This window comes from Saccharopolyspora halophila, from assembly GCF_039531955.1.
Lineage (GTDB): Bacteria > Actinomycetota > Actinomycetes > Mycobacteriales > Pseudonocardiaceae > Saccharopolyspora > Saccharopolyspora halophila.
This window is the reverse complement of record NZ_BAAARA010000001.1, coordinates 558,703-579,534: the sequence shown is the minus strand read 5'-3', so window position 1 is coordinate 579,534 and position 20,832 is coordinate 558,703. Positions and strand designations below refer to the sequence as shown.

The following is a 20,832-nucleotide window of genomic DNA, read 5'->3' as shown; positions in this document are numbered from 1 at the left end:
GTGGCGCCGCGTGGCGGCGACTTGGCACGGGGTACCCACATCGCGGGCGTCGAACACCTACCGGTTCGCGCGCGGCCGGGTCTCCGGGGCTCCGATCCAGGCCAGCAGCCCCAGCAGCATGGCCGAGCCGGTGACCGCGAACGCCATCTGGTACGACACCATGTCGGCCAGCGCGCCCGCCGCGAGCGGCCCGACGATCTGACCGAGGTCGGCGGCCTGCTGGAAGGTGGCCAGCACCGGGCCGCCGCGGCGCTTGGAGCCGATGACATCGGCCACCGCCGCGTTCTGCGCCGGGTTGAGCACGCCTGCGCCCATGCCCGCGACGGCCGACAGGACCAGGAACGCGGCCACCGAGGTCGTCAGGCCCATCGCGGCGGTGGCCGCACCGGCCACCACCAGCCCGGTGAGCACCATCGGCTTGCGACCCAGCTTGTCGGCGACCCGGCCGGACAGCAGCAGCACACCGGCGTTGGCCGCGGCGAACACCGACAGCGCGACCCCGGACATCGACTCCGGCGCCTTGAGCGCTTCCACCACGAACAGCGGCACCAGCGCGAGCCGCACGCCGAGCACCGCCCAGCCGTTGCCGAAGTTGGACAGCAGCGCGGCGACGTAGGCGCGATCGCGCAGTGCTTCGCCGAGGGTCATCTTCGGCAGCTCGTCGTCGTGCTGCGCCGGAGCGGCGAGGGTCGACTTGCGCAGCAGGAACCAGCCGAGGAAGGCGGCGACGAACAGCGCGACGCCGTAGGTGATGAACGGCAGCCGCAGCGAGTAGCCCACGACCAGGCCGCCGACGATCGGTCCGGAAATGTTGCCGAGCAGGAAGCTCGTCGCCCACAGCCCGGACGCGCGCCCGCGCAGGTTCGCGGGCGCGAGGCGGATGAGCAGACCGACGCCGGAGACGGTGAACATGGTCGAGCCGATACCGCCGAGCGCGCGGAAGAGCAGCAGCTGCGAATAGGAGTCGGCGAAGGCGCACGCGGTGCTGGAGACACCGACGATGGTGATGCCCAGCGAGTAGATCCGCCGCTCGCCCAGCGCCGTGACCAGCCGTCCGCTGACCGGCGCGAAGAGCAGCCGCATCAGCGCGAAGGCGCTGATGATGAAGCTCGCCGCGGTGACCCCGACGCCGAAGCTGGTGGCGAAGGCGGGCAGCGCGGGCGAGACGATGCCCATGCCGATCGCGACGATGAAGCCGCCGGCCACCAGCACCCAGATCTCGCGGGGGAAGTCCCGAAGCCCCGGTTCCCTGGTGGTGTTCTCCCCCGGCACCGAGGTCGTCGACACCCTTTCCTCCCCGCTTCTCGGGCGATGTTTTCAGTCGCCGGACGACGTCCGAAGTCCACATCGCACGCGGCCACCGCGCACGCCGATGGGCCCCTTAGACAATCTAAGCAGAACGCACCAACGTCACGATCCCTCGAAGAATTCCACCACCGAGCCCGATCCCCCGGCGGTGCCTCGTGAACCAGCCCACGACCCAGCCGGTTCTGGTCGAGCGCTCCTGCCCGGCGCTCAGAGGAGTTCGTCGATCCGGCGGGCGTAGGCGGTGACGCCGTAGGCGACCTCGAAGCCCGCGGCTTCGAAGAACCGCTGGGTGGTGCCGCCCTCCTCCGCGTGGGCGGCGACGAGCATGGCACCGCGGCTGCGCAGTTCGTCGACGGCCGCGGCCACGAGTTCTTCGCCGATGCCGCGGCGGCGCCTGCCCGGGCGGACGATGACCTGCTCGATGAGGCCGACGCCCTTCTCCACGAAGGCCTGCACGAAGCCCGCGACCCGATCGGCGCCCGGGTCGTCGATGGCCAGCAGGACCGAGCGCCCCTCGTCGATGCGGTGACCGAGGTTGCGGGTGAGCAGCCGCTCGCCCTCGTCGGCGAGCCCGGTCTCGTCGCCGTAGAGCTCGACGACGCCGGGCAGGTCCGCGTCCTCCACCGGCCGGGCTTGGCCGTCGGTGTCGTCGCGCACTCGGTGCAGCAGGACGACCTGCTCCTCGACCGCGCGCCAGAGCGTGTCGTCGGCGATTCCCTCGATGTCGCCGACGGTGGTCGGCGAGGCGAAGATCACGGCCTCCGAGCGCCCGGCCTCGGCGAACACCTGCTCCAGCTCGAGCATGGTGCTCGCCACCTGCGCACCGGTTCCCCACAGCGCGCAGGCGTGGTTGGCGGCGGGCAGCGGGTTGTCCTGGTTGAGCACCACGGTCGCCACGCCCACCTTGGTGCGCAGCCCGTAGCGGACCACGGCCGACGCCAAGCGCGCGGTCTCGACCAGACCGGCCAGATCGCGGGCCTGCCTGGGGTCGAGGAGGGATTCGTCGTCGGGGTCGTGCAGTGGGTCCACGCGGGGCATTCTCCTCTTGCCGGGACGACGACCCCCAACCGGCGCCGAGCAGCGGGCGTCGGCTGCGATCCGCCGATCGCGGGCCGTCAGCGACGATCGGCCGCCGACCCCGGAGACGGAACCGGTCGTTCGCGCGATCCGCAGCGGCGATCGGCTTCGCGGCCGTGCTCCGGGCGGACCGTCCGCACCGTCGGTCGGGAGCGGGAAAAATCCCGCCCGATCTGTCGGCCGGGCCTGCGGCGAGGCAGGATTGTGAGCGTGACCACTCCGGATGAGCTCGCTCGGGAACTGCTCGATCTGCAGCTGGACGCGGACCCGATCGGTGCCACGCTGCTGGGCGTCGAGGGCCGCGACCACCTGCTACCGGACATCTCGGCCGTCGCCGAACAGCACCAGCGCGGCCTCGCCGAGAAGATCAGGGTGCGGGCGATGGCCGTGGATACCAACCACGCCGAGCTGGAGGACCGGCTGACCATCGCGGTGGTGGTGCAGCAGGCGCAGGCGATGGTCGACAAGATCGATGCCAGGTCGCCCGAGTACACCGTGACGGGCAACCTGTTCGCACCGGTGGCGGGCCTGCTGTTCCACCTGGGCCAGGTCCCGGCAGGCGAGCAGGAGCAGGGTGAGGCGTTCCTGCATCGGCTGAGCGCGATCCCGGAGTTCACCGCGGCCGCCGCGCAGCGCCACCGGGAGGGGCTGCGCTTCGGACGTGTCCCGGTGCGGCCGCTTCTCGAGGACGCGATCAGCCACCTCGACGATCACCTGGCCAAGCCGGACGCCGATCCGCTGCGGGCCCCGCAGCTGCCGGATGCGCTGCAGCGGGAACGCGATCGGATCCTCGAGCAGGTGGTGCGGCCAGCGCTGGCGGACTACCGGGAGGTGCTGGCCCACGAGATCAGCCCGCACGCCCGGGACGAGCAGCGCCCCGGGCTGCGGTGGCTACCGGACGGAGCGGAGATCTACCACCGCCTGGTCCACGCGCACACCACCACCGACCGCAGCCCGCGCGAGCTGCACCGGCTCGGGCTCGACCGGATCGCCGAGCTGCGTGCGCGGGCGGGCGAGCTGGGCGGTGAGCTGTGGGGCGAGCGGGACCCCGACCGGGTGCTGCACCGGCTGCGCACGGATCCGGAGCTGTTCTTCGACGACGCCGAGGAGATGCTGACCTCGGCTCGCGAAGCGCTCGCCAGGGCGGATGCGGCGGCACCGGACTGGTTCGGCGAACTCGCGCAGCAACCGTGCGAGGTTCGGGCGGTGCCGAGCCCGTCGGAGAGCACCCCGATCGGCTTCTACCTGCCGCCCGCGATGGACGGCTCGCGGCCGGGCGTGTACTTCGCCAACACCGCCAGTCCGGAGAAGCGGCCGCGCTTCGCCTCCGAGGTGATCGCCTTCCACGAGGTCACCCCGGGTCATCACCTGCAGCTCGGCATCGCCCAGCGGCTCACCGGCCTGCCGATGCTGCGCAGGCTGGGCATGATCACCGCGTATTCCGAGGGCTGGGGCCTCTACACCGAGAAGCTGGCCGACGAGATGGGGCTGTACTCCGACGACCTCGCCCGGCTGGGTGCCCTGGCCCAGGACCTGCTGCGCGCCACCCGCCTGGTCGTCGACACCGGGCTGCACCAGTTCGGCTGGAGCAGGCAGCAGGCGCTGGAACAACTGCGCAGCAGCACCGTGCTCAGCGATCTCGAGGCCACCTCCGAGGTCGACCGCTACATCGCCTTCCCCGGTCAGGCCCTCTCCTACTTGGTGGGGCGGTTGGAGATCGAGCGATTCCGGGAGGAGGCGCGGCAACGGCTCGGCCCGGCCTTCGACATCCGCCGCTTCCACGACGTCGTGCTCGGCCACGGCGCGCTCCCGTTGTCCACTTTGGAATTCCTGGTGCGTGATCAGCTGCCTGCTACATCCAGGTGACGCGTCCCGGTGACGCTCGAAATCGACGCAGATCGGATTAATGTCGATACCGAGCGCGTCCATTCCGGCTTCCGACAGGGGGCATCGTGACCGGGACTTCCCACCATCGCCAGGAACGACTGCGACGTGCGGCCGAAGAGCAGCTGAAGGACCGACTGCTGCCACCGTGGCAGAAGCGGGTGCTGCAGCGATTAGCGGTGGAAGCGGGCAACGGCTGGTTTCCGCTGCTCAACCGGTTCGCCCCGCACACCCCCGCGCAGCGGCCGGACATGGTGCTGGTCGGCAGGCAGGGCGTGCTGGCGGTGCTGCTGCGCGAGAACGAGCCGGACTGGGCGGATTCCCGGGCGGCGTTCGTGTGGGTCTCGGAACTGCTGGCGGGCGCGGAGGTCGGCCCGGCGATGCTCACCGAAGCCGTGGTCAGCGTGGTCGTGATCCACCCGCAGGCGCACACCGGACAGCTCGGGGCCGGTGAGGAGCACACGGCCGTCACCGAGGACAAGCTGGATCGCGTGCTGCTGCACGGCGAACAGCTGCTCTCGGCCGATGAGACCCGGTGGGTCGCCAAGCATCTGGACAGCCGCACGTTCGACCTCGCCCCGATCATGTGGAACGCGCAGCGCATCCCGGTGCCACGCGGTGACGACGCCGAGCCCGCCGAGCTCTTCGACCCTCGCGAGCAACGGCTGCACAACGCCCTGCAGCAGCCGTTCCGGGACTGGCGGATCTTCCTGGACGGCAGTCAGCTGGGCGCGGTGCGCCGCCGCTACTCGGGACCGGCCCGGATCACCGGGCCCGCGGGAACCGGCAAGTCGGTGATCGCGCTGCACCGGCTGGCCTACTTGGCGCGGCGCACCACCGGGAAGCTGCTGTTCACATCCCACCTGTCCAACGTCCCGGCGGTCTCCGCCGAGCAGTTCCGGCAGCTGGCCCCACACCTGGGCAACCGCGTCGAGTTCACCCACCTGCACGCCTGGGCGCGGGACTTCCTCGCCGGGCGAGGTCGGCTGGCCGAGGTGGACGACCGCGAGGTGGAGCTCGCCTTCGAGTCCGTGTGGCAGCGCGCGGAGCTCTCCGCACCGCTGCGCGGTTTCCGGAACTCGCGGGGCTACTGGAAGGACGAGGTCGACCGCGTGATCAAGGGCCGGGCCATCGGGTCGTTCGAGGCCTACCGCACGGTTCCCCGCAAAGGGCGCGGCAGGCCGCTGCCACCGGATTTCCGCTCGCACGTCTGGCAGTTCTACTGCGAGTACGAGCGGGAGCTCTCCCAGCGCGGCGTCTTCGACCACAACGACGTGCTGATGCGCGCGCTGGCCGAGCTGGAGCGCAGGCCGCTGCCCCGCCAGTACGCGGCGGTCGTGGTCGACGAGGTCCAGGACCTGACCCTGGTCGGCTTGCGGCTGACCCGCGCCATCAGCGGGGACGGCCCGGACCAGCTGCTGCTGGTCGGCGACGGGCAGCAGCAGGTCTACGCGGGCGGTTGGCGGTTGTCCGAGGCGGGCATCGAGCTTGCCGGCCGCGGCGAGATCCTCCGCCACAACTACCGCAATCGCAACGCGGTGCTGGACCGGGCCGGGCGCCTGGAGGCGATCAACCGCTTCGACGACCTCGACGGCGGACCCTCGGTGCCGCTCGACGCGGTGCTTCCGGAGCTCCCCGGCGGCCGGGTCGTGGAATGGCACGGCACTGACCAGGAGAACGCGCTGCTCGAAGCGCTGCGAGGGCTGGACGACGATTCCGCCACTGCCGTTCTGACCAGCACCAACGCCGCCGCCGACCATTGGTGGAACGTGCTGCGCGCGGCCGGTGTCGCGACTCGTCCGCTGGACCGCTGGGACGGCCGCACGACCGGACCCGTGCTGGTCGGAACGCTGTTCCGGGCCAAGGGAACCGAGTTCCGCAACGTCTTCCTGCCCGGTGACGTGGAGGTCGGCGCGACTTTCCGGGAGGACCGCGAGGCGGTGCTGCGGCGGCGCCTGGTGGCCATGACGCGTGCCCGCGACTACCTCTGGATCGGAGCACCGCACCGCCGGTGACCCGACGGCTGGGGTGCGCCCGGAACAGCTCTCGGGAGCCGACCGGGAACCGCCCGCATCAGGTGCGCGGCGCAGCGCAGCTCCTAGCGCTGATCCGGCCTGCAGCTGACGTGGTTCCGGAGGTCCTGGCAGGGACTCTTGTCGTGGGAGCGGATGATGTCGGCGCCGCGCTGGTCGGTGAGGTAGCGCATGAAGCTCATCGGCAGCGAGCCCGAGGCGGGAACGCCGTAGGTGTAGGCGTATTCGGTCTGCCAGTACGGGTACACGCCCTCCTCCACGGCGTCCGGAGTCGCGGCCTGACCGTCGATCAGGACGGGTCGCACGCCCTGGTGATCGTTGGCGGCTTCCACCTCGCTGTAGCCGATCGCGCCCGGTGTCTTGGAGACGGCGTCGAGCAGGCCCGAGGTGCCCTCCCGGCGACAGCGGACGACCTCGCCCTGCGGCTCCGCGGCGCAGTTCCCGGTGTTCTCGCCCGGTTCCCTGCGGCCGAGGACGCGTTCCTCGAAGGTCGCGCGGGTACCGGAGTCGGCCTCCCGATCGACGATGCGGACCGGCAGGTCCCGTCCGCCCAACTCCTGCCAGTTGCGCACCTGGCCATCGAAGACCCGTCGCAGGTCCGGCGACGACAGCTCGTGGACCCCGGCTTTCGGGTTGATCACCACGGTGAACAGGAGCAGCGCCATCGGGCGCGGCACCAGAGCGGGCATCTGCTCGCCCTTCTCGCCGTCCGAGAAGGCCAGCAGTTCCGCGCTCGCCCGGTCGTTCAGATCGCGCAGGCCGTCGTGGCTGTTCCCCAGCTGCAACGCGATGTCGGCCTCGGGACAGGAGTTCTCGTAGGTCACCACGGCTTCGTCGAGCACCGACTCGAACGCCGTCGAACCGACGACGGTGAGCTCACCGGCCGCGCACTCCAGCGGTACCGCTTCGCCCTCGGTGAGCTCGAAGATCAGCGGTTCGGCGAGGCCGACCATGAGCAGGAAGGCGATCAGGGCCCCCGCCCATCGCGGAGTCCCGGTCGGCGGGGTACCGGTCTGCCCCTTGGTCCGGAGGATCTTGCCGTCACCGCCACCGCTCACCGTGCCGACCACGTCCGGCTCGGCGAACTCGCCCGCGCCCGCGCGCTCCAGCACCACCAGCACCTTGTAGTGCGCGCGGGGGTTGAGCTTGACCTTCGGCAAGCTCACCGTGCCGACGGTGCCCGTTTCGCTCTCGACGTCGTGCGTGCCGAGCCCGCAGTCCGCTCCGACGAAGTACGGTTCCAGCGCGGAATCGCTGAGCTCGGTGACCACCACACCGGCCACCTTCCGCCCCGGAAAACGCGCCCACAGCCCGACCTTCTCGCCTTCCGGGGAGGCGTAGTCGGATTCGTCGATCGGCGCGCTGCCGACGTTCTCGACGCGCAGCAGAGCGAAAGACGGGTCGGTGAGCCGCTTCCCGTCCTCGCGGTCGAGCCGCTGCCACGCGCCCGCGTAGTTGGTCCCGATGCGGGTCGGCGTGGTGTCCATCTGCACCCGGTACCCCAGCCGCTTTCGGCCGACGACCACGAATTCCCACAGGAACGCGGCGATGGGCACCAGCACACCGATGATGGCGAGGATCAGTTCCCAGGGGACATCGGACACGGCCGCCTCCGAACTGACGGGTACGTCCGGTAAAGGTATTGGCGCCGCGCGCCTCACCGGCACCGCTTCGACCCGGTGTTCCCCGGCAATTCACCCCCGGTTCGCGAAAGCCGCATCCGGACGGGCCAGGTCCTCGCAGTACGCGGCGGAGCCGCATGCGGTCCGGGATTCAGCTCGCACGGCGGCGGGTTCTCCGACGACGTCCGAGGTTCCACCACCCGCACCGCCACGCAAACCCCCGACCTGAAACGTCCCCAACGGGTCCTTGCGGTATGCGGCGGAGCCGCATGCGGTGCGGGACTCAACCCGCGCCGCCGCGGGTTCTGACGCGTCGTGTGGCGAGGACAGCCGCGACGCCGCGTAGGCCGCTACTCAAGGAGCGGATCCCGCAGCCACACGGCGCGTCAGGTTCGGCCACCCGCACCGCCCCGCAAGCCCCACACTGAAATACCTCCCAAAGGAGGAGTTTTCGATTCGTACCTCAGACGCCGTCGGGCTCCGAGACCCGGTCCGCTCCGACCTGCCCGGCCAGCTCGCGCAGCCGTTCCGCTTCGTCCGGGAAGCGTCCTCGTCCCACCAGATAGTCGTGGATCAGCCCGAACAGCGCGCTGATGAAGCCGGACATTCCGGCCTGCGCGGCGCTCTCGGCCAGGCACATGAGGTTCGACCGTTCGGTCTCCAGCCAGTTGAGCGCGGCTTCGCGATTGACCAGCGCGGGCATCGCCGCGGGCTCGGGCGCGTCCGGGTCCCGCGTGCGCTCCGGGTCGACCAGGCTCATCGCGAGGTTCGCGGTGTGCAGGTAGAAGCCGAGCAATCTGCTGACGATCGCGGCGTGGTCCCGCTCCTGAGCGGCCAGCTCGGCCGCGTACTCGCCGAGCAGCGGGTGCATCTCGAAGCGCCCGCTCGCGACCTCGGTGATCAGGTGCGCCCGGACCAGGACGTCCAGCAGCCTGCGGGTGGTCCGCACGTCGTCCGCGCCGAGCAGCGCGGTGATCGCGAAGACCCCGACGCGGTGTCCGGCGTGCCTGCAGGTGAACCCGTAGAGCCGGAAGAGCCTGGCCGCGTCGGGTGGCAGGTGCCGGTAGGACCAGGAGAACACGGCGCGCGGGGAGGTCTGGTCGTCCCCGGTGTCGAACACGTCCAGGCCGCGCGCCCGGCCGGCGAGTTCGTCGAGCAACCCGGTGACCTCGCCGCTGTGACCGTGCCGGATGCGCTCGGCCGCCACCCGCAGCGCCAGCGGCAGCCGCGCGCACCGCTCGGCGAGCCGGTCCAGGGTCGCGTCGTCGGGCACCGCGGGGAGCCGATCGGCCAGCAGCGCCTTCGCCTCGGCGAGCCGCAGCCGCTCCACCACCACGCGGTGAGCACCGTCCCGGGCGCTCAGCCCGGTCAACGCGTCCCGGCTGGTGACCAGCACGAAGCAGCTCGGCGTGCCGGGTAGCAGCGGCCGCACCTGCTCGGGAGCGGCGGCGTTGTCCAGCACGATCAGCATCCGCCGCTGGTCCAGCAAGGTGCGCAACCGCGCGGCCCGCTCGAACTCCTCGGCCGGGATCGCATCCCCCGGCACCCCCAACGAGCGCAGGAACCCGGCCAGCGCGTCTCGGGTGGGCAGCGGGTGATCCGGTCCGTAGCCGCGCAGGTCGACGTGCAGCTGACCGTCGGGGAAGCGCTCTCGCGCGCCGTGCGACCAGTGCGTTGCCAGCGCGGTCTTGCCGACTCCGGCGGTACCGGTGAGCACCGCGAGGGGCACCGACTCGCTGGCGCGATCCAACTCGGCGAGCTCGGCCTCGCGCCCCACGAAACCGGGCGGGTCGTGCGGCAGCTGCGCGGGTCGCGGCGTGGCGCGCGCGGCGGGCGACTCGACCTCGTCGTGCTCGCCCGCCAGGATGCGCGCCTCCAGCTCGCGCAGCGCGGGGCCGGGTTCCAGGCCGAGCTCCTCGATGAGGGTGCTGCGCGCCCCGCGGTAGACCGCGAGCGCGTCGGCCTGCCTGCCCGCGCGGTAGAGCGCGGTCATCAGCAGGGCGTGGAAGCGCTCCCGCAACGGGTTCGCGCGCACCAGCTCGGTGAGTTCGGCGATGATCAGGGCGTGCCTGCCGCACTCCAGCTCGGCCGCGTGCAGCTGTTCCAGGGCGACCAGCCGACGCTCGGAGATGCGGTGCACCTCACCGGCCAGTTCCCCGAGGTCGAGGTCCTGGTACGGGGCACCGCGCCACAGCCGGTGCGCCCGGCGCAGCAGCTCCACCCGGCGCTGCGGATCGGGCGTCGACTCGGCGAGATCGAGGATGGTTTCGAAGCGCTCCACGTCGAGCTCGTCGGGCTCGACGTGCATCCAGTAGCCGCGCTCGTCGGAGATCAGGCGGCCGGGCTCCTCGAGGGTCTTGCGCAGCCGGTGCACCAGCAGGTGCAGCTTGCCGCCGCTGCGCTTGTCCGGCTCGGCGCCCCACAGCGCCGTGGACAGGACCTCGGCGCTCACCCCGGTGTTGGCGTTCGCCAGCAGCAGCGCGAGCAGCCGCTGCCGCAGCAAGCCTGGAACCGGCACCTCCACTCGCTCGGTGCCGCGCCATACCCGCATCGGCCCCAGCACCTCGAAGCGCACCTGCCGCCCACCCCCGATTCACCACCATTCGGATGATCTGATTTTTCCCGCGGCGCGCCGGTGGGCGCAAGAAACTCGCGCCCTTCCCGGATCGCGGAGTTCGAAGCGATCTCGGAAGTCCGGCGATCGATTCTGCGGCGGAACACCGGCGCTCGCGCATCGCGATCGCGGAAACGGTCTTCAGTCCATGACGCGTTCCGGCTCGGGAAGGCCGGTCAGCTCGCGCAGCGCGGCGAAGCCGTCCTCGGTGCCGGGCCAGTTCCTGCGGACCGCGTCGTGCCCGGCGCGGTGCACCACGGAGCGCAGCACGGCGGCGACGATGATCGCGTCGTCCGCGTAGCCCAGCACGGGGACGAAGTCCGGCACAAGGTCGAACGGCAGCGCGAGATAGGCGAGCAGCCCGCCTACCAGCAGCCGGGAACCGCGCGGCAGCTCGGGATCACCCGCGAGGCGCTTGATCAGGCGCAACGTGTCCGGGAGCAGCCGCAGCGCCTCCCGCAGCAGCCCGCCACGCGGGCGCACGGCGAACAGCACCGCGACCAGCGCGAGCCAGGCCACCAGCACGCCCGCGGCGATGCCCAGGACCAGCTGCGCGAGCGGGGTGTCGAGCGCGGCAGTCATGGCCTCCAACCTAGCGAGGCGGCGACCTCACCTGGGACGACGGTGGCCGACACCACTCCCGGCACTCGTCACTGCGGCGAGCGAATGATATTGGTCGATGTTTCGGTCCGGGATTCGCGCGGCGGTGCGGGTGGCGGAACCTCGGACGCCGCCGGGCTCCGGGGCCCGCGACTCGAGCACGTCGCTGCGGCGCGGCTGACCAGGAAGGACGCACCCGAGAGCGCACGCGGCCTCCCACCGCCCCCGTGCCGGCGATCCGGCGGGACGCGCCCCGGCCACCACTCGTCGGTCGATCACTCCCGCCCATTGCACAACACCCGCCACTGGTTGCGCTTCCGTTGCACCGCGCGCTGCGGCGCCCGCATCGTGCTGGAGAAAATCACGGCATCCGGCGAGTTCGAATCGCCCGCGACGAGTTTCGAGGCGCCGCTATGGAATCCATCTTCGTGTTTCTCGCCGGAGCGGCGCTGCTGATCTACAGCGCCGAGAAGCTGGTCGGCTACCTCGTCGGGATAGCCAGTGGCCTGCGGATCTCGCTGTTCCTGCTGGCGATCATCTTCACCGGCATCGAGTTCGACGACATCTTCCTGGGCGTGGCGCTCAACATCGAGGACCTCGACGGGGTGGCGCTGGGCATCGTCTTCGGCACCGCGCTGTCGCTGCCGGGCGTGGTGCTGGCGCTGGCCGCGCTGCTGGTGCCGACCAAGGTGAACATCCCGCGCGACTACCTGGTGCTGTTCGCGTGCTCGCCGCTGGTGATGGTCGCGTTCACCGCGCTGGCACCGCTGAACGCGGCCTCCGGGGTGCTGCTGCTCGCGCTCTTCGGGGCGTTCCTGACCTACGTGGTGGTGCGCGAATCCCGCGGCGAGCGGCCGGTCTTCCGGGACGCGGAGCTCTACGAGTCGTTCGCGGCCGCACGCGAGCCCGGTGGCGGCGGGACGACCGTGGTGACTCCCCCGATGCAGCAGGACCCGCAGGACGAGCCGGGGTTCGCCGAGCGGATGCCCTTCGCCGAAGCCCGCAACCTCTCCGGCTGGACCGGGCTGGGACTCGCCGTGCTCGCCCTGACCGGGCTCATCGTCGGCGCCTCGGCCACCGGGGCGGGCACCGAGGGGATCCTCGAGGAGTACGGCCTGGAGGGCACCCTGTTCGGCGCCACCATCGCCACCCTCGTGCTCACCATCGAGGACGTCTTCCTGACCGTGGAGCCCGCGCGGCGCGGCGCGCCGGAGATCGGCGTGGGCAACGTGATCGGCAGCGTCATCTTCTCGGTGACCGGCAAGCTCGGCATCATCCTGCTCGCGGGCGGGCTGGTGGTGAACTCGGCCGTGTTCACGCTGCACCTGCCCGCGCTGGTGGTGCTGACCGCGCTGGCCGCGTACTTCCTGTCCACCGGCCACCTGCGCCGCTGGCACGGCGTGACGCTGCTGGCCCTGTACGCCCTCTACTGGGCGGTCAGCTACGGAATCCTCGGCATCGTCCCCGTCGAGGTGGACTGACCTCCCGCGCGATCAGTCGCCGACCACCTCGTCGAGCACGTCGAGCGCCCTGATCGCCGCCGGGTGATCGGCGACGGCCTTGCGGACCGCGACCGAGATGTGCCGCACCGGAGACGGGTTGATCAGGCGGGTGGTCGTCAGTCCTTCCGGCAGGTCGCCGATGCCCAGCCGCGGCACGACGGTGATCCCGATTCCGGTGGAGACGAACGGGATCGCCGTGGCGTAGTCGTGCGTCTCGACCACGAACGAGGGCGCGAAACCTGCTTCGGCGCAGGCGTCGAGCAGCACCTGCCTGCAGGCGCCCCGCTGCAGGTCGTTGTCCACCCAGGAGCGCTCGGCCAGCGCGGCCAGCGGCACCTCGTCGTGGGCGGCCAGCGGATCGCAGGTGCGCACCACCAGCAGGTAGGGGTCGTCGGCCAGCCGGTGGATCTCGGCGTGCGGCTGGGCCTCGGCACGCGCGGCCTCGACGAACAGGTCGATGTCCGGCGCCGTCAGCCCGTCGCGGAGCTCCGTCATCCGCAGGTCGAGCCGCAGCTCGGGGAACTCCTCCCGGAGCACGGCAACGACCCGGGGCAACCAGGTGGCACCCGCCGAACCGAAATAGCCGATCGACAGGCTGCCGACGCGGCCCGCGCGCAGATCACCGACCACGCCCTCCAGCTTGGACACGGCCTCGAACAGCGACTCGGATTCGGCGGCCAGCGTGCGTCCGGCGTCCGTGGGCTCGATGCCCCTGCCGACGCGGTCGAACAACCGCAGGCCGGTCTCCCGCTGCAGCGCCGAGAGCTGCTGACTCACCGCGGAGGGCGTGTAGCCGAGCGCGGACGCGCTCGCGCGGATCGATCCGGTGGCGATCACCGCGCGCAGCAACCGGAGCCTGGCGATGTCCAGCACGCACCCCATCGTACAGAGACGCTTAACACTTGTGCAGAACTATTCGCTTGTGCTGACGTGATTCCCGCCCCGAACATGGGAACCGTGACTCCGCGAACCGATGTCCGCCCCGCGCTGGTTACCGAATCCCGCAAGGCCGCCGCAGCCGCGGCGTTCACCATGCTGCTGTGGTCGTCGTCCTTCGTGGCGATTCGCGCGCTCGGCGACACCTTCTCGCCCGCGACGATGGCGCTGCTGCGGCTCGCGGTGGCGGCCGCCGTCCTGTCGCCGTTCGTGCTCGCGCGACGCGGCAGACCGGTCCGGCTGTCCCGCACGGCGTTCGGCCTGATCGCCGCCTACGGCGTGCTCTGGCTGGGCGCCTACACCGTGGCGCTCAACGCGGGCGAGCTGCACGTCGACGCGGGCACCGCCGCGCTGCTGGTGAACGTGGCCCCGCTGCTCGTCGCCTTCGGCGCCGGGTTCTTCCTGAGCGAGGGCTTCCCGAAACCGCTGCTGATCGGTGCGGCGGTCTCCTTCGGCGGCGTCGCGCTCATCAGCGCGGGCTCCTCGGGCAGCAGCGACTGGATCGGGGTCGTGCTGTGCCTGCTGGCCGCGTTCCTCTACGCGGCGGGCGTGCTGATCCAGAAGCTCGCGATGCGGCACACCAGCGACGGGCTCGTGATCACCTGGCTGGGCTGCGTGGTCGCCACGATCGCGCTGCTGCCGTGGCTGCCCCCGCTGATCACCGAACTGAGCACCGCCGCCCCGGCCCACATCCTCGCGGTGATCTACCTGGGCATCGCCCCGACCGCGCTCGGCTTCAGCACCTGGGCCTACGCCCTGCGGCGCACCGACGCGGGCAAGCTCAGCACCTCGTCCTACGCCGTTCCGGCGCTGTCGGTGCTGCTGTCCTTCCTGCTGCTCGGCGAGATCCCGTCGATCTACGGCATCGTCGGCGGCACCGTCTGCCTGATCGGCGTGGCCCTCTCCCGTCGCAGGCCGAAGGCGTGAGCCGCCTTCCGCCCGAACCGCGCTGCTCGGTTCGGGCGGAAGCGGCTACCGATCAGGCCAGCTTGCGGAGCATCTTGGCGGGCAGCAACCGGACGAGCAGGCTCAGCGGCTTCCAGGGCCAGGCCGGGACGAAGGCCTTGGCGCGCTCCTTCTCGATCGCCTTGACCATCTCCTGCACGCCCACCTCGGCGCCCGCCAGCAGCGGCGTGCCGCCCTCCTTCTGGCCGGTCATCTCCGACTCGATGTAGCCGGGCAGCACGCTGGACACCTTGATCGGCGTGCGCAGGGTGTCGGCCCGGATCCCCTCGGCCAGCGCGAGCGCCGCGGCCTTGGAGCTGGCGTAGGTGGTCATCTGCTTCGGCATCCCGCGCAACGAGGCGAACGAGGACACCACGACCAGGTGCCCCGCGTTCTGCTCCCGGAAGATCCCCATCGCGGCCTCGCACTGCGCGAGCGCGGCGATGTAGTTCGTCTCGGCCGTCTGCTTGTTGGCCTCGAAGTGCCCGGTCCCGATCCGCGCGCCCTTGCCCAGCCCCGCGTTGACGATCACGCGGTCGAGCGTGCCCAGCTCGGCGCGGAACTCCTCGAAGACCTGGAACACGCGATCGTGATCGTTGACGTCCAGCTCCCGGGTGATGACTCGGATGCCGGGGTGCTGCGAGGTCAGCTCCTCGGCCAGCGCATCGAGCCGCTCGGTGCGGCGAGCGCACAGCGCGAGGTTGCGCCCGGCGGCGGCAAACCGCCGGGCCATGCCGGCGCCGAGCCCGGAACTGGCACCGGTGATCACGATGTTGGTCCGCATGCCCGAACCCTACCGCCGAGTAATAAGCCCGCGACAGAGCCGAAGAACGAGCCCTCGCCTCGTTTCGCTCTTCGCCCGGAACACCCGCCACGGAGCGGCGGCGAATGCGCGCACGCCTTCGGTTTTCGAGGCGCTTCTGCCGACTGCGGGGCGTAGCGTTGGTGGCGTCCGAATCGCCGGAAAAGGGGGGATCATGGGAACTCCTGCGATTCAGAAATGGCACCTCAGAGGTGATTGGTTCGACGCCTGCAAGTGCGCGATCCCGTGCCCGTGCTCCTTCGCCCAGCCGCCGACGTACGGTGACTGCGAGGGCGTCCTCGTCTGGCACGTCCGAGAGGGGAAGTACGGAGACGTTCGGCTGGACGGCCTCAACGTCGTGATGCTCGGATCGTTCACCGGCAACGTGTGGAGCGGTGAGCACACCGATGCCTACGCCGCGGTGTTCGTCGACGACCGCGCCGACGACGATCAGCGCGCGGCGCTGCAAACCGTGTTCGGCGGTGAGGCGGGCGGATGGCCCGCCGAGTTCGGCGCGCTCTTCCACCCGGAGATGCGGGGCATGGAATTCGCCCCGATCGAGACGTCGATTCGGGACGATCTCGCGAGCTGGAGCGTGCGGATACCGGGCAAGGCGGAAGCGACCGTCGAGGCGCTGACCGGCCCCACCATCGCGGAAGGCGAACGGGTGCAGACCCATAACCTGCCGGGCGCCGAAGTCGGGCCGGGACAGCCGGCGGGGACCTGGGGCAAGGCCACCACCGACCGGGCCGACGCATTCGGCTTCCAGTGGGATCGCTCCGGTTACTCGAGCAAGTTGATCCCGTTCGAGTGGTCGGGGCCCGACGGGGCATGACCCGCCACGCGCAGGGGAGCGGCATCCCGCCGCTCCACACCTGGAAGAGGGCTGAGCTCTCACTGGCCGGGGTACTGCTCCTGCTGGCGGTCGGCGCGTGGCTGCTCACCGGCAGCATGGCGATGCCCGGCATGCGGATGGGCATCCTCACCGGGACGGGTTCCACGAGCATGTCGGCGGCGGACCCGGTTGCGTTCGTCCTCTTCCTGGTCACCTGGGTCGTGATGATGGCGGCGATGATGTTGCCCGCCATCATCCCGTTCACCGTGGGCGTCAGCCGACTCATGGGTGCACGACCCGACGCGCACGGCACCCTGCCCTCGCTGACGGCCGGCTACTTGCTGGTCTGGAGCGCTGTGGGCGTGCTCGCGTACTTCGTCGTGCGCGGGTTCGACGCGCTCGGCGCGGGCGGAACCGCGAACGGCGTGCGCGCGGGAGCCGTTGTCCTGCTCGTCGCGGGGGCGTACCAGTTCTCGCCGCTCAAGCAGTGGTGCTTGGTGCGCTGCCGGTCGCCGTTCGCGCTCGTGCTGAGGTACGGGAGCCGTGCGGCCCGCAGCAGGCGCTCGGCGGTGGCGGTGGGCGTCAACCACGGCGGATACTGCCTGGGCTGCTGTTGGGCGCTGATGCTCGTGCTGCTGGCCGCAGGCGTGATGAGCCTGGCGTGGATGGCGGCCATCGCCGCGGTGATCACGGTCGAGAAGGTCGCGCCCGGCGGCAAGGTGATCAGCTACGCGCTCGGCGCCGTGCTCATCGGCCTCGGCGCCACGTTGCTCGCGGCACCCGGTGTTGTCAGCGCGATGTAGCGACAGGGCCACCCGCTCGCAGCACGCCCTGCGTCAGCAGCGGGATCGCTGACGGCGTTTCGAGCTCGACTGGCCGTCACCAGGGCACCATCGCCCGGCGAACCTCCGCGAGCAGCTCGCGCATCGCGTCTTCCGCGTCCTCCGATCGCGCGTTCGCCACCGCGTCCGCTACCCGCTCGTGCAAGGCCAGCGCCTCGGGAACCGGTTGGTGCGGCATCAGACCGAGCTGCGTACGACCCCGCAAGACCGCGGCGACGACATCCGCCAGCGCCTCGAACATCTCGTTTCCGCTGGCGTTCAGCAGGGCGGTGTGGAATTCGACGTCGAACTCCAGGAACTCGCCCAGTTCGCCCGCTTCCCCTTTGACGCGCATGGTCTTGGACAGCTCGACCACGCGCGCTCGCACGTCACCCGAAGCGTTCCGAGCCGCCGCTGCCGCGGCCAACGGCTCTACCGCGATCCGCAGCTCGGTCAGCGATCGAAGCTGAGCCTCGCACCCATCCCCCGCGAGGCGCCACCAGATCACCCGCGGATCGAACACGTTCCACGTCTCGCGCGGCTGGACGGTGATCCCCACCCGGCGCCGCGAGGTCACCAGACCCATGGACTGCAGGATCCGCATGCTTTCCCGCGCCACGGTGCGCGATACCCCGAAGCGCTCTTCGAGCATGTCGAGGGTCAGCACGTGACCGGCGGGCAGCTCGCCACCGGTGATCTCCCTGCCGATCGCGTCCAGGACACCGCTGTGCAGCACTTCCACGTTCGACGCGGCTTCGCGTCGACGACCGTCGGCAGACCTCGACGTCCGGGACGAATCGCCGGCCGGAGCCGAGCGCTCAGCGCCCTCCTGTCCGTGCCCGGACCTGATCAACCTGTTCTCCCGCGCTCGACGCCTGCTGGGTGCACGTACGCAGATTACCCGGCCAAGGGCGTCTTCCCCGTCACACCAAAAGGTGTTAACTTTCGACGCCTAAGGTAATACCTTTCTGTTTCGTGCCTGGCCACGAGTCAACGACGCTCGACCAAGGGAGCCGAATGACATCCACGTGTCTGGTGGTGATGGGCGTCTCGGGAGCAGGCAAGAGCACCGTCGCGCAGTTGCTGGGACAGCGGCTCGGCTGGACCACTGCCGAAGCCGACGAGTTCCACCCCGAGGCGAACATCGAGAAGATGACCAACGGCATTCCGCTCACGGATGCCGACCGCTCGCCGTGGTTGTCGACCATGCGGGACTGGATCACGCGGCGCGCCGAAGACGGCGCGAGCACGATCGTGACCTGCTCCGCGCTGAAGCGGACGTATCGCGATCACCTGCGGCGATCCCGAGCACGGGTCCGCTTCGTCCACCTCTCCGGTTCCGCGGAGACGATCGGCGCGCGGCTCACCGAGCGCTCCGGGCACTTCATGCCCGCCTCATTGCTGGATTCGCAGTTCGGCGATCTCGAACCGCTCCGGCCCGATGAGGACGGCGTGGTCGTCGACGTCACCAATCCCCCGGAAGAAGTCGCGCGGCTGACGATCACGGCCCTGGCGCTCGACGCCTGCCCCGCCGCGCGCTGAGCAACACCCTCCCCACAAAAAGCAACGGAGCTTTTCGCATGGAAATCGAAGGCTGGACTCAAACCCTGGGCGCCGGTCCGCTCCTCGGCATCGCCGCCGGAGCCATCGCCGTGCTGCTGTTCTTGATCATCAAGCTGCGCGTGCACGCTTTCCTCGCCCTGACCGTGGTCAGCATCGGAACCGCGTTCGCCACCGGGATCCCGGCGGGCAGCATCATCGACACGTTGATGAGCGGCTTCGGCGAGACCCTCGCCGAGGTCGCCTTGCTGGTCGGGATCGGCGCGATGCTCGGCAGACTCCTCGAGGTCAGCGGAGGTGCGCAAGCGCTGACCGACGCCTTGCTCGCCAGGTTCGGGGAGAAGCGCGCCCCGTTGGCCCTGGGCATCGCCTCGCTGATCTTCGGCTTCCCGATCTTCTTCGACGCCGGGCTCGTGGTCATGTTGCCGATCGTGTTCGCGATCGCGCGCAAGCTCGGCGGCGGCGTGCTGCGCTACGCGCTACCCACGGCCGGTGCGTTCTCGGTGATGCACATCTTCGTTCCGCCACACCCCGGTCCGGTCGCGGCCAGCGGGTTGCTGGGCGCCGACGTCGGATTGGTCATCGCCCTGGCCCTGGTGGTGGCGATCCCCACCTGGTACGTGACCAGCTACCTCTACGGCCTCTGGGTGGGCAAGCGAATCGTGCTGCCCGTCCCCGAACTGCTCAGCGGCGGCAGCCCGGTCGAGCAGGACAGGACCCCGCCGCCGGCGCGAACCGTGGTCTCGCTGCTGCTGCTTCCGCTCGTACTCATCTTCGCCAACACCGGGCTGAACACCGCGGGTGAAGCGGGCTGGGTCGATTCCGACGCCGGTTGGTTCGAGGTCGCGCGGGTCATGGGCGCCACCCCGGTCGCGCTGCTGATCACGGTGTTCGTGGCGACCTACGTGCTCGGCACCCGTCGTGGTCGCGGTCAGGACGTCGTGGAGAAGCTGCTCGACTCCGCGCTGGGACCGGTGTGCGCGATCATCCTGATCACGGGCGCGGGCGGCATGTTCGGTGGCGTTCTGGAAACCAGCGGAATCGGTGGCGCCCTGTCCGGCGTGCTTTCGAACGTGGGCATGCCGGTGATCGTCGCCGCCTACGTGGTCGCAGCGGTGCTGCGGATCGCCCAGGGTTCGGCGACCGTGGCGCTGACCACGGCGGCCGGGTTGGTGCAGCCGGTGGTGGCGGGCACCGACTTCAGCCCCGTCCAGCTCGCCGCGCTCGTGCTGGCGCTGGCAGCGGGCTCCGTCACGGCGGGCCACGTCAACGACTCCGGTTTCTGGCTGGTCGGTCGTTTCTTCGGCATGGACGTGAAGACGACGCTGAAGACGTGGACGGTCATGCAGACCACCATCGGTCTGATGGGCTTCGCCATCTCCTCCCTGCTGTTCGTGATCGCCTGATCGGAGATCGTCTTGGCATCGAATCCGTTCGACCTCACCGGGCGCGTCGCGCTGGTGACGGGAAGCAGTCGCGGCATCGGCAACGTGCTCGCGACCGGCCTGGCGCAGGCGGGCGCGACCGTCGTGCTGAACGGCCGTGATCAGCACCGCCTCACCGAGGCGCGGGACGCGTTGTGCGACACCGTGACCGGCGCCTCCTGCGATATCGCCGCGTTCGACGTGACCGACGAGGCCGCGGTGACCACCGGGGTCGCCGAGACGATCGAGCGGAACGGCGACATCGACATCCTGGTCAACAACGCGGGATTCCAGCACCGCGAGCCGATGCTCGATCTCTCGTTGGCCGATTGGGACGACGTCCTGCGCACCGATCTCACGAGCGCGTTCATCGTGGGCAGGACCGTCGCGCGCGGAATGGTCGAGCGTGGCCGCGGCAAGATCGTGAACATCTGCTCGGTGCAGGCGGAGCTGGCTCGCCCCTCGATCGCGCCGTACACGGCGGCCAAGGGCGGGCTGCGGAATCTGACCCGGGCGATGGCCGCGGAATGGGCGAGCCGCGGGGTGCAGATCAACGGGATCGCACCGGGTTACTTCGCCACCGAGCTGACCGCGCCGCTGGTGGCCGACCCGGACTTCAGCGGCTGGGTGACCGGCCGTACACCGGCGGGCCGCTGGGGTCGTGCCGAGGATCTCGTCGGGCCGGGCGTTTTCCTGGCCTCGGACGCTTCCGCCTTCGTCAACGGACAGATCCTCTTCGTCGACGGCGGGATGACCGCCGTGGTCTGACAACCAACGAGGAGAAGCGGGGCGATCTCACGCGAGATCGCCCCGCTTCTCGCGTCGAACCGCCTCGTAACAACACCCCGACAGAGCCGCACCGACCCTCC

17 protein-coding genes are annotated in these 20,832 nt (G+C 70.6%); 9 read left to right on the top strand and 8 right to left on the bottom strand.

Annotated elements, in window-relative coordinates:
- Nucleotides 1–57 precede the first annotated feature (57 nt).
- Nucleotides 58–1,287 carry an MFS transporter gene (locus ABD289_RS02810; protein ID WP_344126112.1) on the bottom strand — a complete coding sequence of 410 codons (1,230 nt, stop codon included), beginning with the start codon at nt 1,285–1,287 and terminating at the stop codon, nt 58–60.
- Between the two features lie 228 nt (nt 1,288–1,515).
- Nucleotides 1,516–2,346 carry a GNAT family N-acetyltransferase gene (locus ABD289_RS02805; protein ID WP_344126110.1) on the bottom strand — a complete coding sequence of 277 codons (831 nt, stop codon included), beginning with the start codon at nt 2,344–2,346 and terminating at the stop codon, nt 1,516–1,518.
- Between the two features lie 249 nt (nt 2,347–2,595).
- Between ABD289_RS02805 and ABD289_RS02800 the strand changes: the two genes are divergently transcribed.
- A complete protein-coding gene (locus ABD289_RS02800) occupies nt 2,596–4,251 on the top strand; it encodes a DUF885 domain-containing protein (RefSeq protein ID WP_344126108.1) in 1,656 nt (551 codons plus the stop codon).
- A gap of 86 nt (nt 4,252–4,337) precedes the next feature.
- On the top strand, nt 4,338–6,284 hold the full coding sequence (locus tag ABD289_RS02795; RefSeq protein ID WP_344126106.1) for a UvrD-helicase domain-containing protein: 1,947 nt from the start codon (nt 4,338–4,340) through the stop codon (nt 6,282–6,284).
- 83 nt (nt 6,285–6,367) lie between these two features.
- Here ABD289_RS02795 and ABD289_RS02790 read toward each other — a convergent pair whose 3' ends face one another.
- From ABD289_RS02790 to ABD289_RS02780, 3 genes are all read right to left on the bottom strand, one after another.
- Nucleotides 6,368–7,906, bottom strand: coding sequence for a substrate-binding domain-containing protein (locus ABD289_RS02790; protein ID WP_344126104.1), 1,539 nt, complete (start codon nt 7,904–7,906; stop codon nt 6,368–6,370).
- Nucleotides 7,907–8,387: 481 nt separating this feature from the next.
- Nucleotides 8,388–10,475 (bottom strand): AfsR/SARP family transcriptional regulator, encoded by a 2,088-nt coding sequence (locus tag ABD289_RS02785; protein ID WP_344126101.1) that lies wholly within the window; start codon nt 10,473–10,475, stop codon nt 8,388–8,390.
- A 204-nt stretch (nt 10,476–10,679) separates the two neighbouring features.
- Nucleotides 10,680–11,120: a YkvA family protein gene (locus ABD289_RS02780; protein ID WP_344126099.1), complete on the bottom strand. Its 441-nt coding sequence runs from the start codon at nt 11,118–11,120 to the stop codon at nt 10,680–10,682.
- A gap of 431 nt (nt 11,121–11,551) precedes the next feature.
- On the opposite strand from ABD289_RS02780, the gene ABD289_RS02775 reads away from it, so the two are divergent.
- Nucleotides 11,552–12,619 (top strand): sodium:calcium antiporter, encoded by a 1,068-nt coding sequence (locus tag ABD289_RS02775; RefSeq protein ID WP_344126097.1) that lies wholly within the window; start codon nt 11,552–11,554, stop codon nt 12,617–12,619.
- 12 nt (nt 12,620–12,631) lie between these two features.
- Here the strand turns inward: ABD289_RS02775 and ABD289_RS02770 are convergent, their stop codons facing one another.
- Nucleotides 12,632–13,513, bottom strand: a complete 882-nt coding sequence (locus ABD289_RS02770; protein ID WP_344126095.1) for a LysR family transcriptional regulator — start codon at nt 13,511–13,513, stop codon at nt 12,632–12,634.
- Nucleotides 13,514–13,588: 75 nt separating this feature from the next.
- On the opposite strand from ABD289_RS02770, the gene ABD289_RS02765 reads away from it, so the two are divergent.
- Nucleotides 13,589–14,503 carry a DMT family transporter gene (locus ABD289_RS02765; RefSeq protein ID WP_425564526.1) on the top strand — a complete coding sequence of 305 codons (915 nt, stop codon included), beginning with the start codon at nt 13,589–13,591 and terminating at the stop codon, nt 14,501–14,503.
- A gap of 52 nt (nt 14,504–14,555) precedes the next feature.
- Here ABD289_RS02765 and ABD289_RS02760 read toward each other — a convergent pair whose 3' ends face one another.
- Nucleotides 14,556–15,305 (bottom strand): SDR family oxidoreductase, encoded by a 750-nt coding sequence (locus ABD289_RS02760; protein WP_344126091.1) that lies wholly within the window; start codon nt 15,303–15,305, stop codon nt 14,556–14,558.
- 193 nt (nt 15,306–15,498) lie between these two features.
- Between ABD289_RS02760 and ABD289_RS02755 the strand changes: the two genes are divergently transcribed.
- The gene (locus tag ABD289_RS02755; protein ID WP_344126089.1) at nt 15,499–16,158 is read left to right on the top strand and encodes a DUF1326 domain-containing protein; all 660 of its coding nucleotides are present in this window, start codon (nt 15,499–15,501) and stop codon (nt 16,156–16,158) included.
- Entirely contained in the window at nt 16,155–16,961 is an 807-nt protein-coding gene (locus ABD289_RS02750) for a DUF2182 domain-containing protein (protein ID WP_344126087.1), read from the top strand. The genes ABD289_RS02755 and ABD289_RS02750 overlap by 4 nt, the downstream gene beginning before the upstream one ends.
- A 76-nt stretch (nt 16,962–17,037) precedes the next feature.
- Here ABD289_RS02750 and ABD289_RS02745 read toward each other — a convergent pair whose 3' ends face one another.
- Nucleotides 17,038–17,721, bottom strand: a complete 684-nt coding sequence (locus ABD289_RS02745; RefSeq protein ID WP_344126085.1) for a FadR/GntR family transcriptional regulator — start codon at nt 17,719–17,721, stop codon at nt 17,038–17,040.
- A gap of 275 nt (nt 17,722–17,996) precedes the next feature.
- On the opposite strand from ABD289_RS02745, the gene ABD289_RS02740 reads away from it, so the two are divergent.
- From ABD289_RS02740 to ABD289_RS02730, 3 genes are read left to right on the top strand one after another with little or no spacing between them, the layout of a single operon-like run.
- Nucleotides 17,997–18,521, top strand: a complete 525-nt coding sequence (locus ABD289_RS02740; protein WP_344126083.1) for a gluconokinase — start codon at nt 17,997–17,999, stop codon at nt 18,519–18,521.
- Between the two features lie 38 nt (nt 18,522–18,559).
- Nucleotides 18,560–19,945 (top strand): GntP family permease, encoded by a 1,386-nt coding sequence (locus tag ABD289_RS02735; protein ID WP_344126080.1) that lies wholly within the window; start codon nt 18,560–18,562, stop codon nt 19,943–19,945.
- A gap of 12 nt (nt 19,946–19,957) precedes the next feature.
- Entirely contained in the window at nt 19,958–20,731 is a 774-nt protein-coding gene (locus ABD289_RS02730) for an SDR family oxidoreductase (protein ID WP_344126078.1), read from the top strand.
- The last annotated feature ends 101 nt before the right edge of the window (nt 20,732–20,832 follow it).

Bases quoted from the DNA above. Each gene is read 5' to 3' on its own strand.
- ABD289_RS02805 (WP_344126110.1), bottom strand. From the start codon at position 2,346: ATGCCCCGCGTGGACCCACTGCACGACCCCGACGACGAATCCCTCCTC.
- ABD289_RS02785 (WP_344126101.1), bottom strand. From the start codon at position 10,475: ATGCGGGTATGGCGCGGCACCGAGCGAGTGGAGGTGCCGGTTCCAGGC.
- ABD289_RS02780 (WP_344126099.1), bottom strand. From the start codon at position 11,120: ATGACTGCCGCGCTCGACACCCCGCTCGCGCAGCTGGTCCTGGGCATC.
- ABD289_RS02775 (WP_344126097.1), top strand. From the start codon at position 11,552: ATGGAATCCATCTTCGTGTTTCTCGCCGGAGCGGCGCTGCTGATCTAC.
- ABD289_RS02765 (WP_425564526.1), top strand. From the start codon at position 13,589: ATGGGAACCGTGACTCCGCGAACCGATGTCCGCCCCGCGCTGGTTACC.
- ABD289_RS02760 (WP_344126091.1), bottom strand. From the start codon at position 15,305: ATGCGGACCAACATCGTGATCACCGGTGCCAGTTCCGGGCTCGGCGCC.
- ABD289_RS02755 (WP_344126089.1), top strand. From the start codon at position 15,499: ATGGGAACTCCTGCGATTCAGAAATGGCACCTCAGAGGTGATTGGTTC.
- ABD289_RS02750 (WP_344126087.1), top strand. From the start codon at position 16,155: ATGACCCGCCACGCGCAGGGGAGCGGCATCCCGCCGCTCCACACCTGG.
- ABD289_RS02740 (WP_344126083.1), top strand. From the start codon at position 17,997: ATGACATCCACGTGTCTGGTGGTGATGGGCGTCTCGGGAGCAGGCAAG.
- ABD289_RS02735 (WP_344126080.1), top strand. From the start codon at position 18,560: ATGGAAATCGAAGGCTGGACTCAAACCCTGGGCGCCGGTCCGCTCCTC.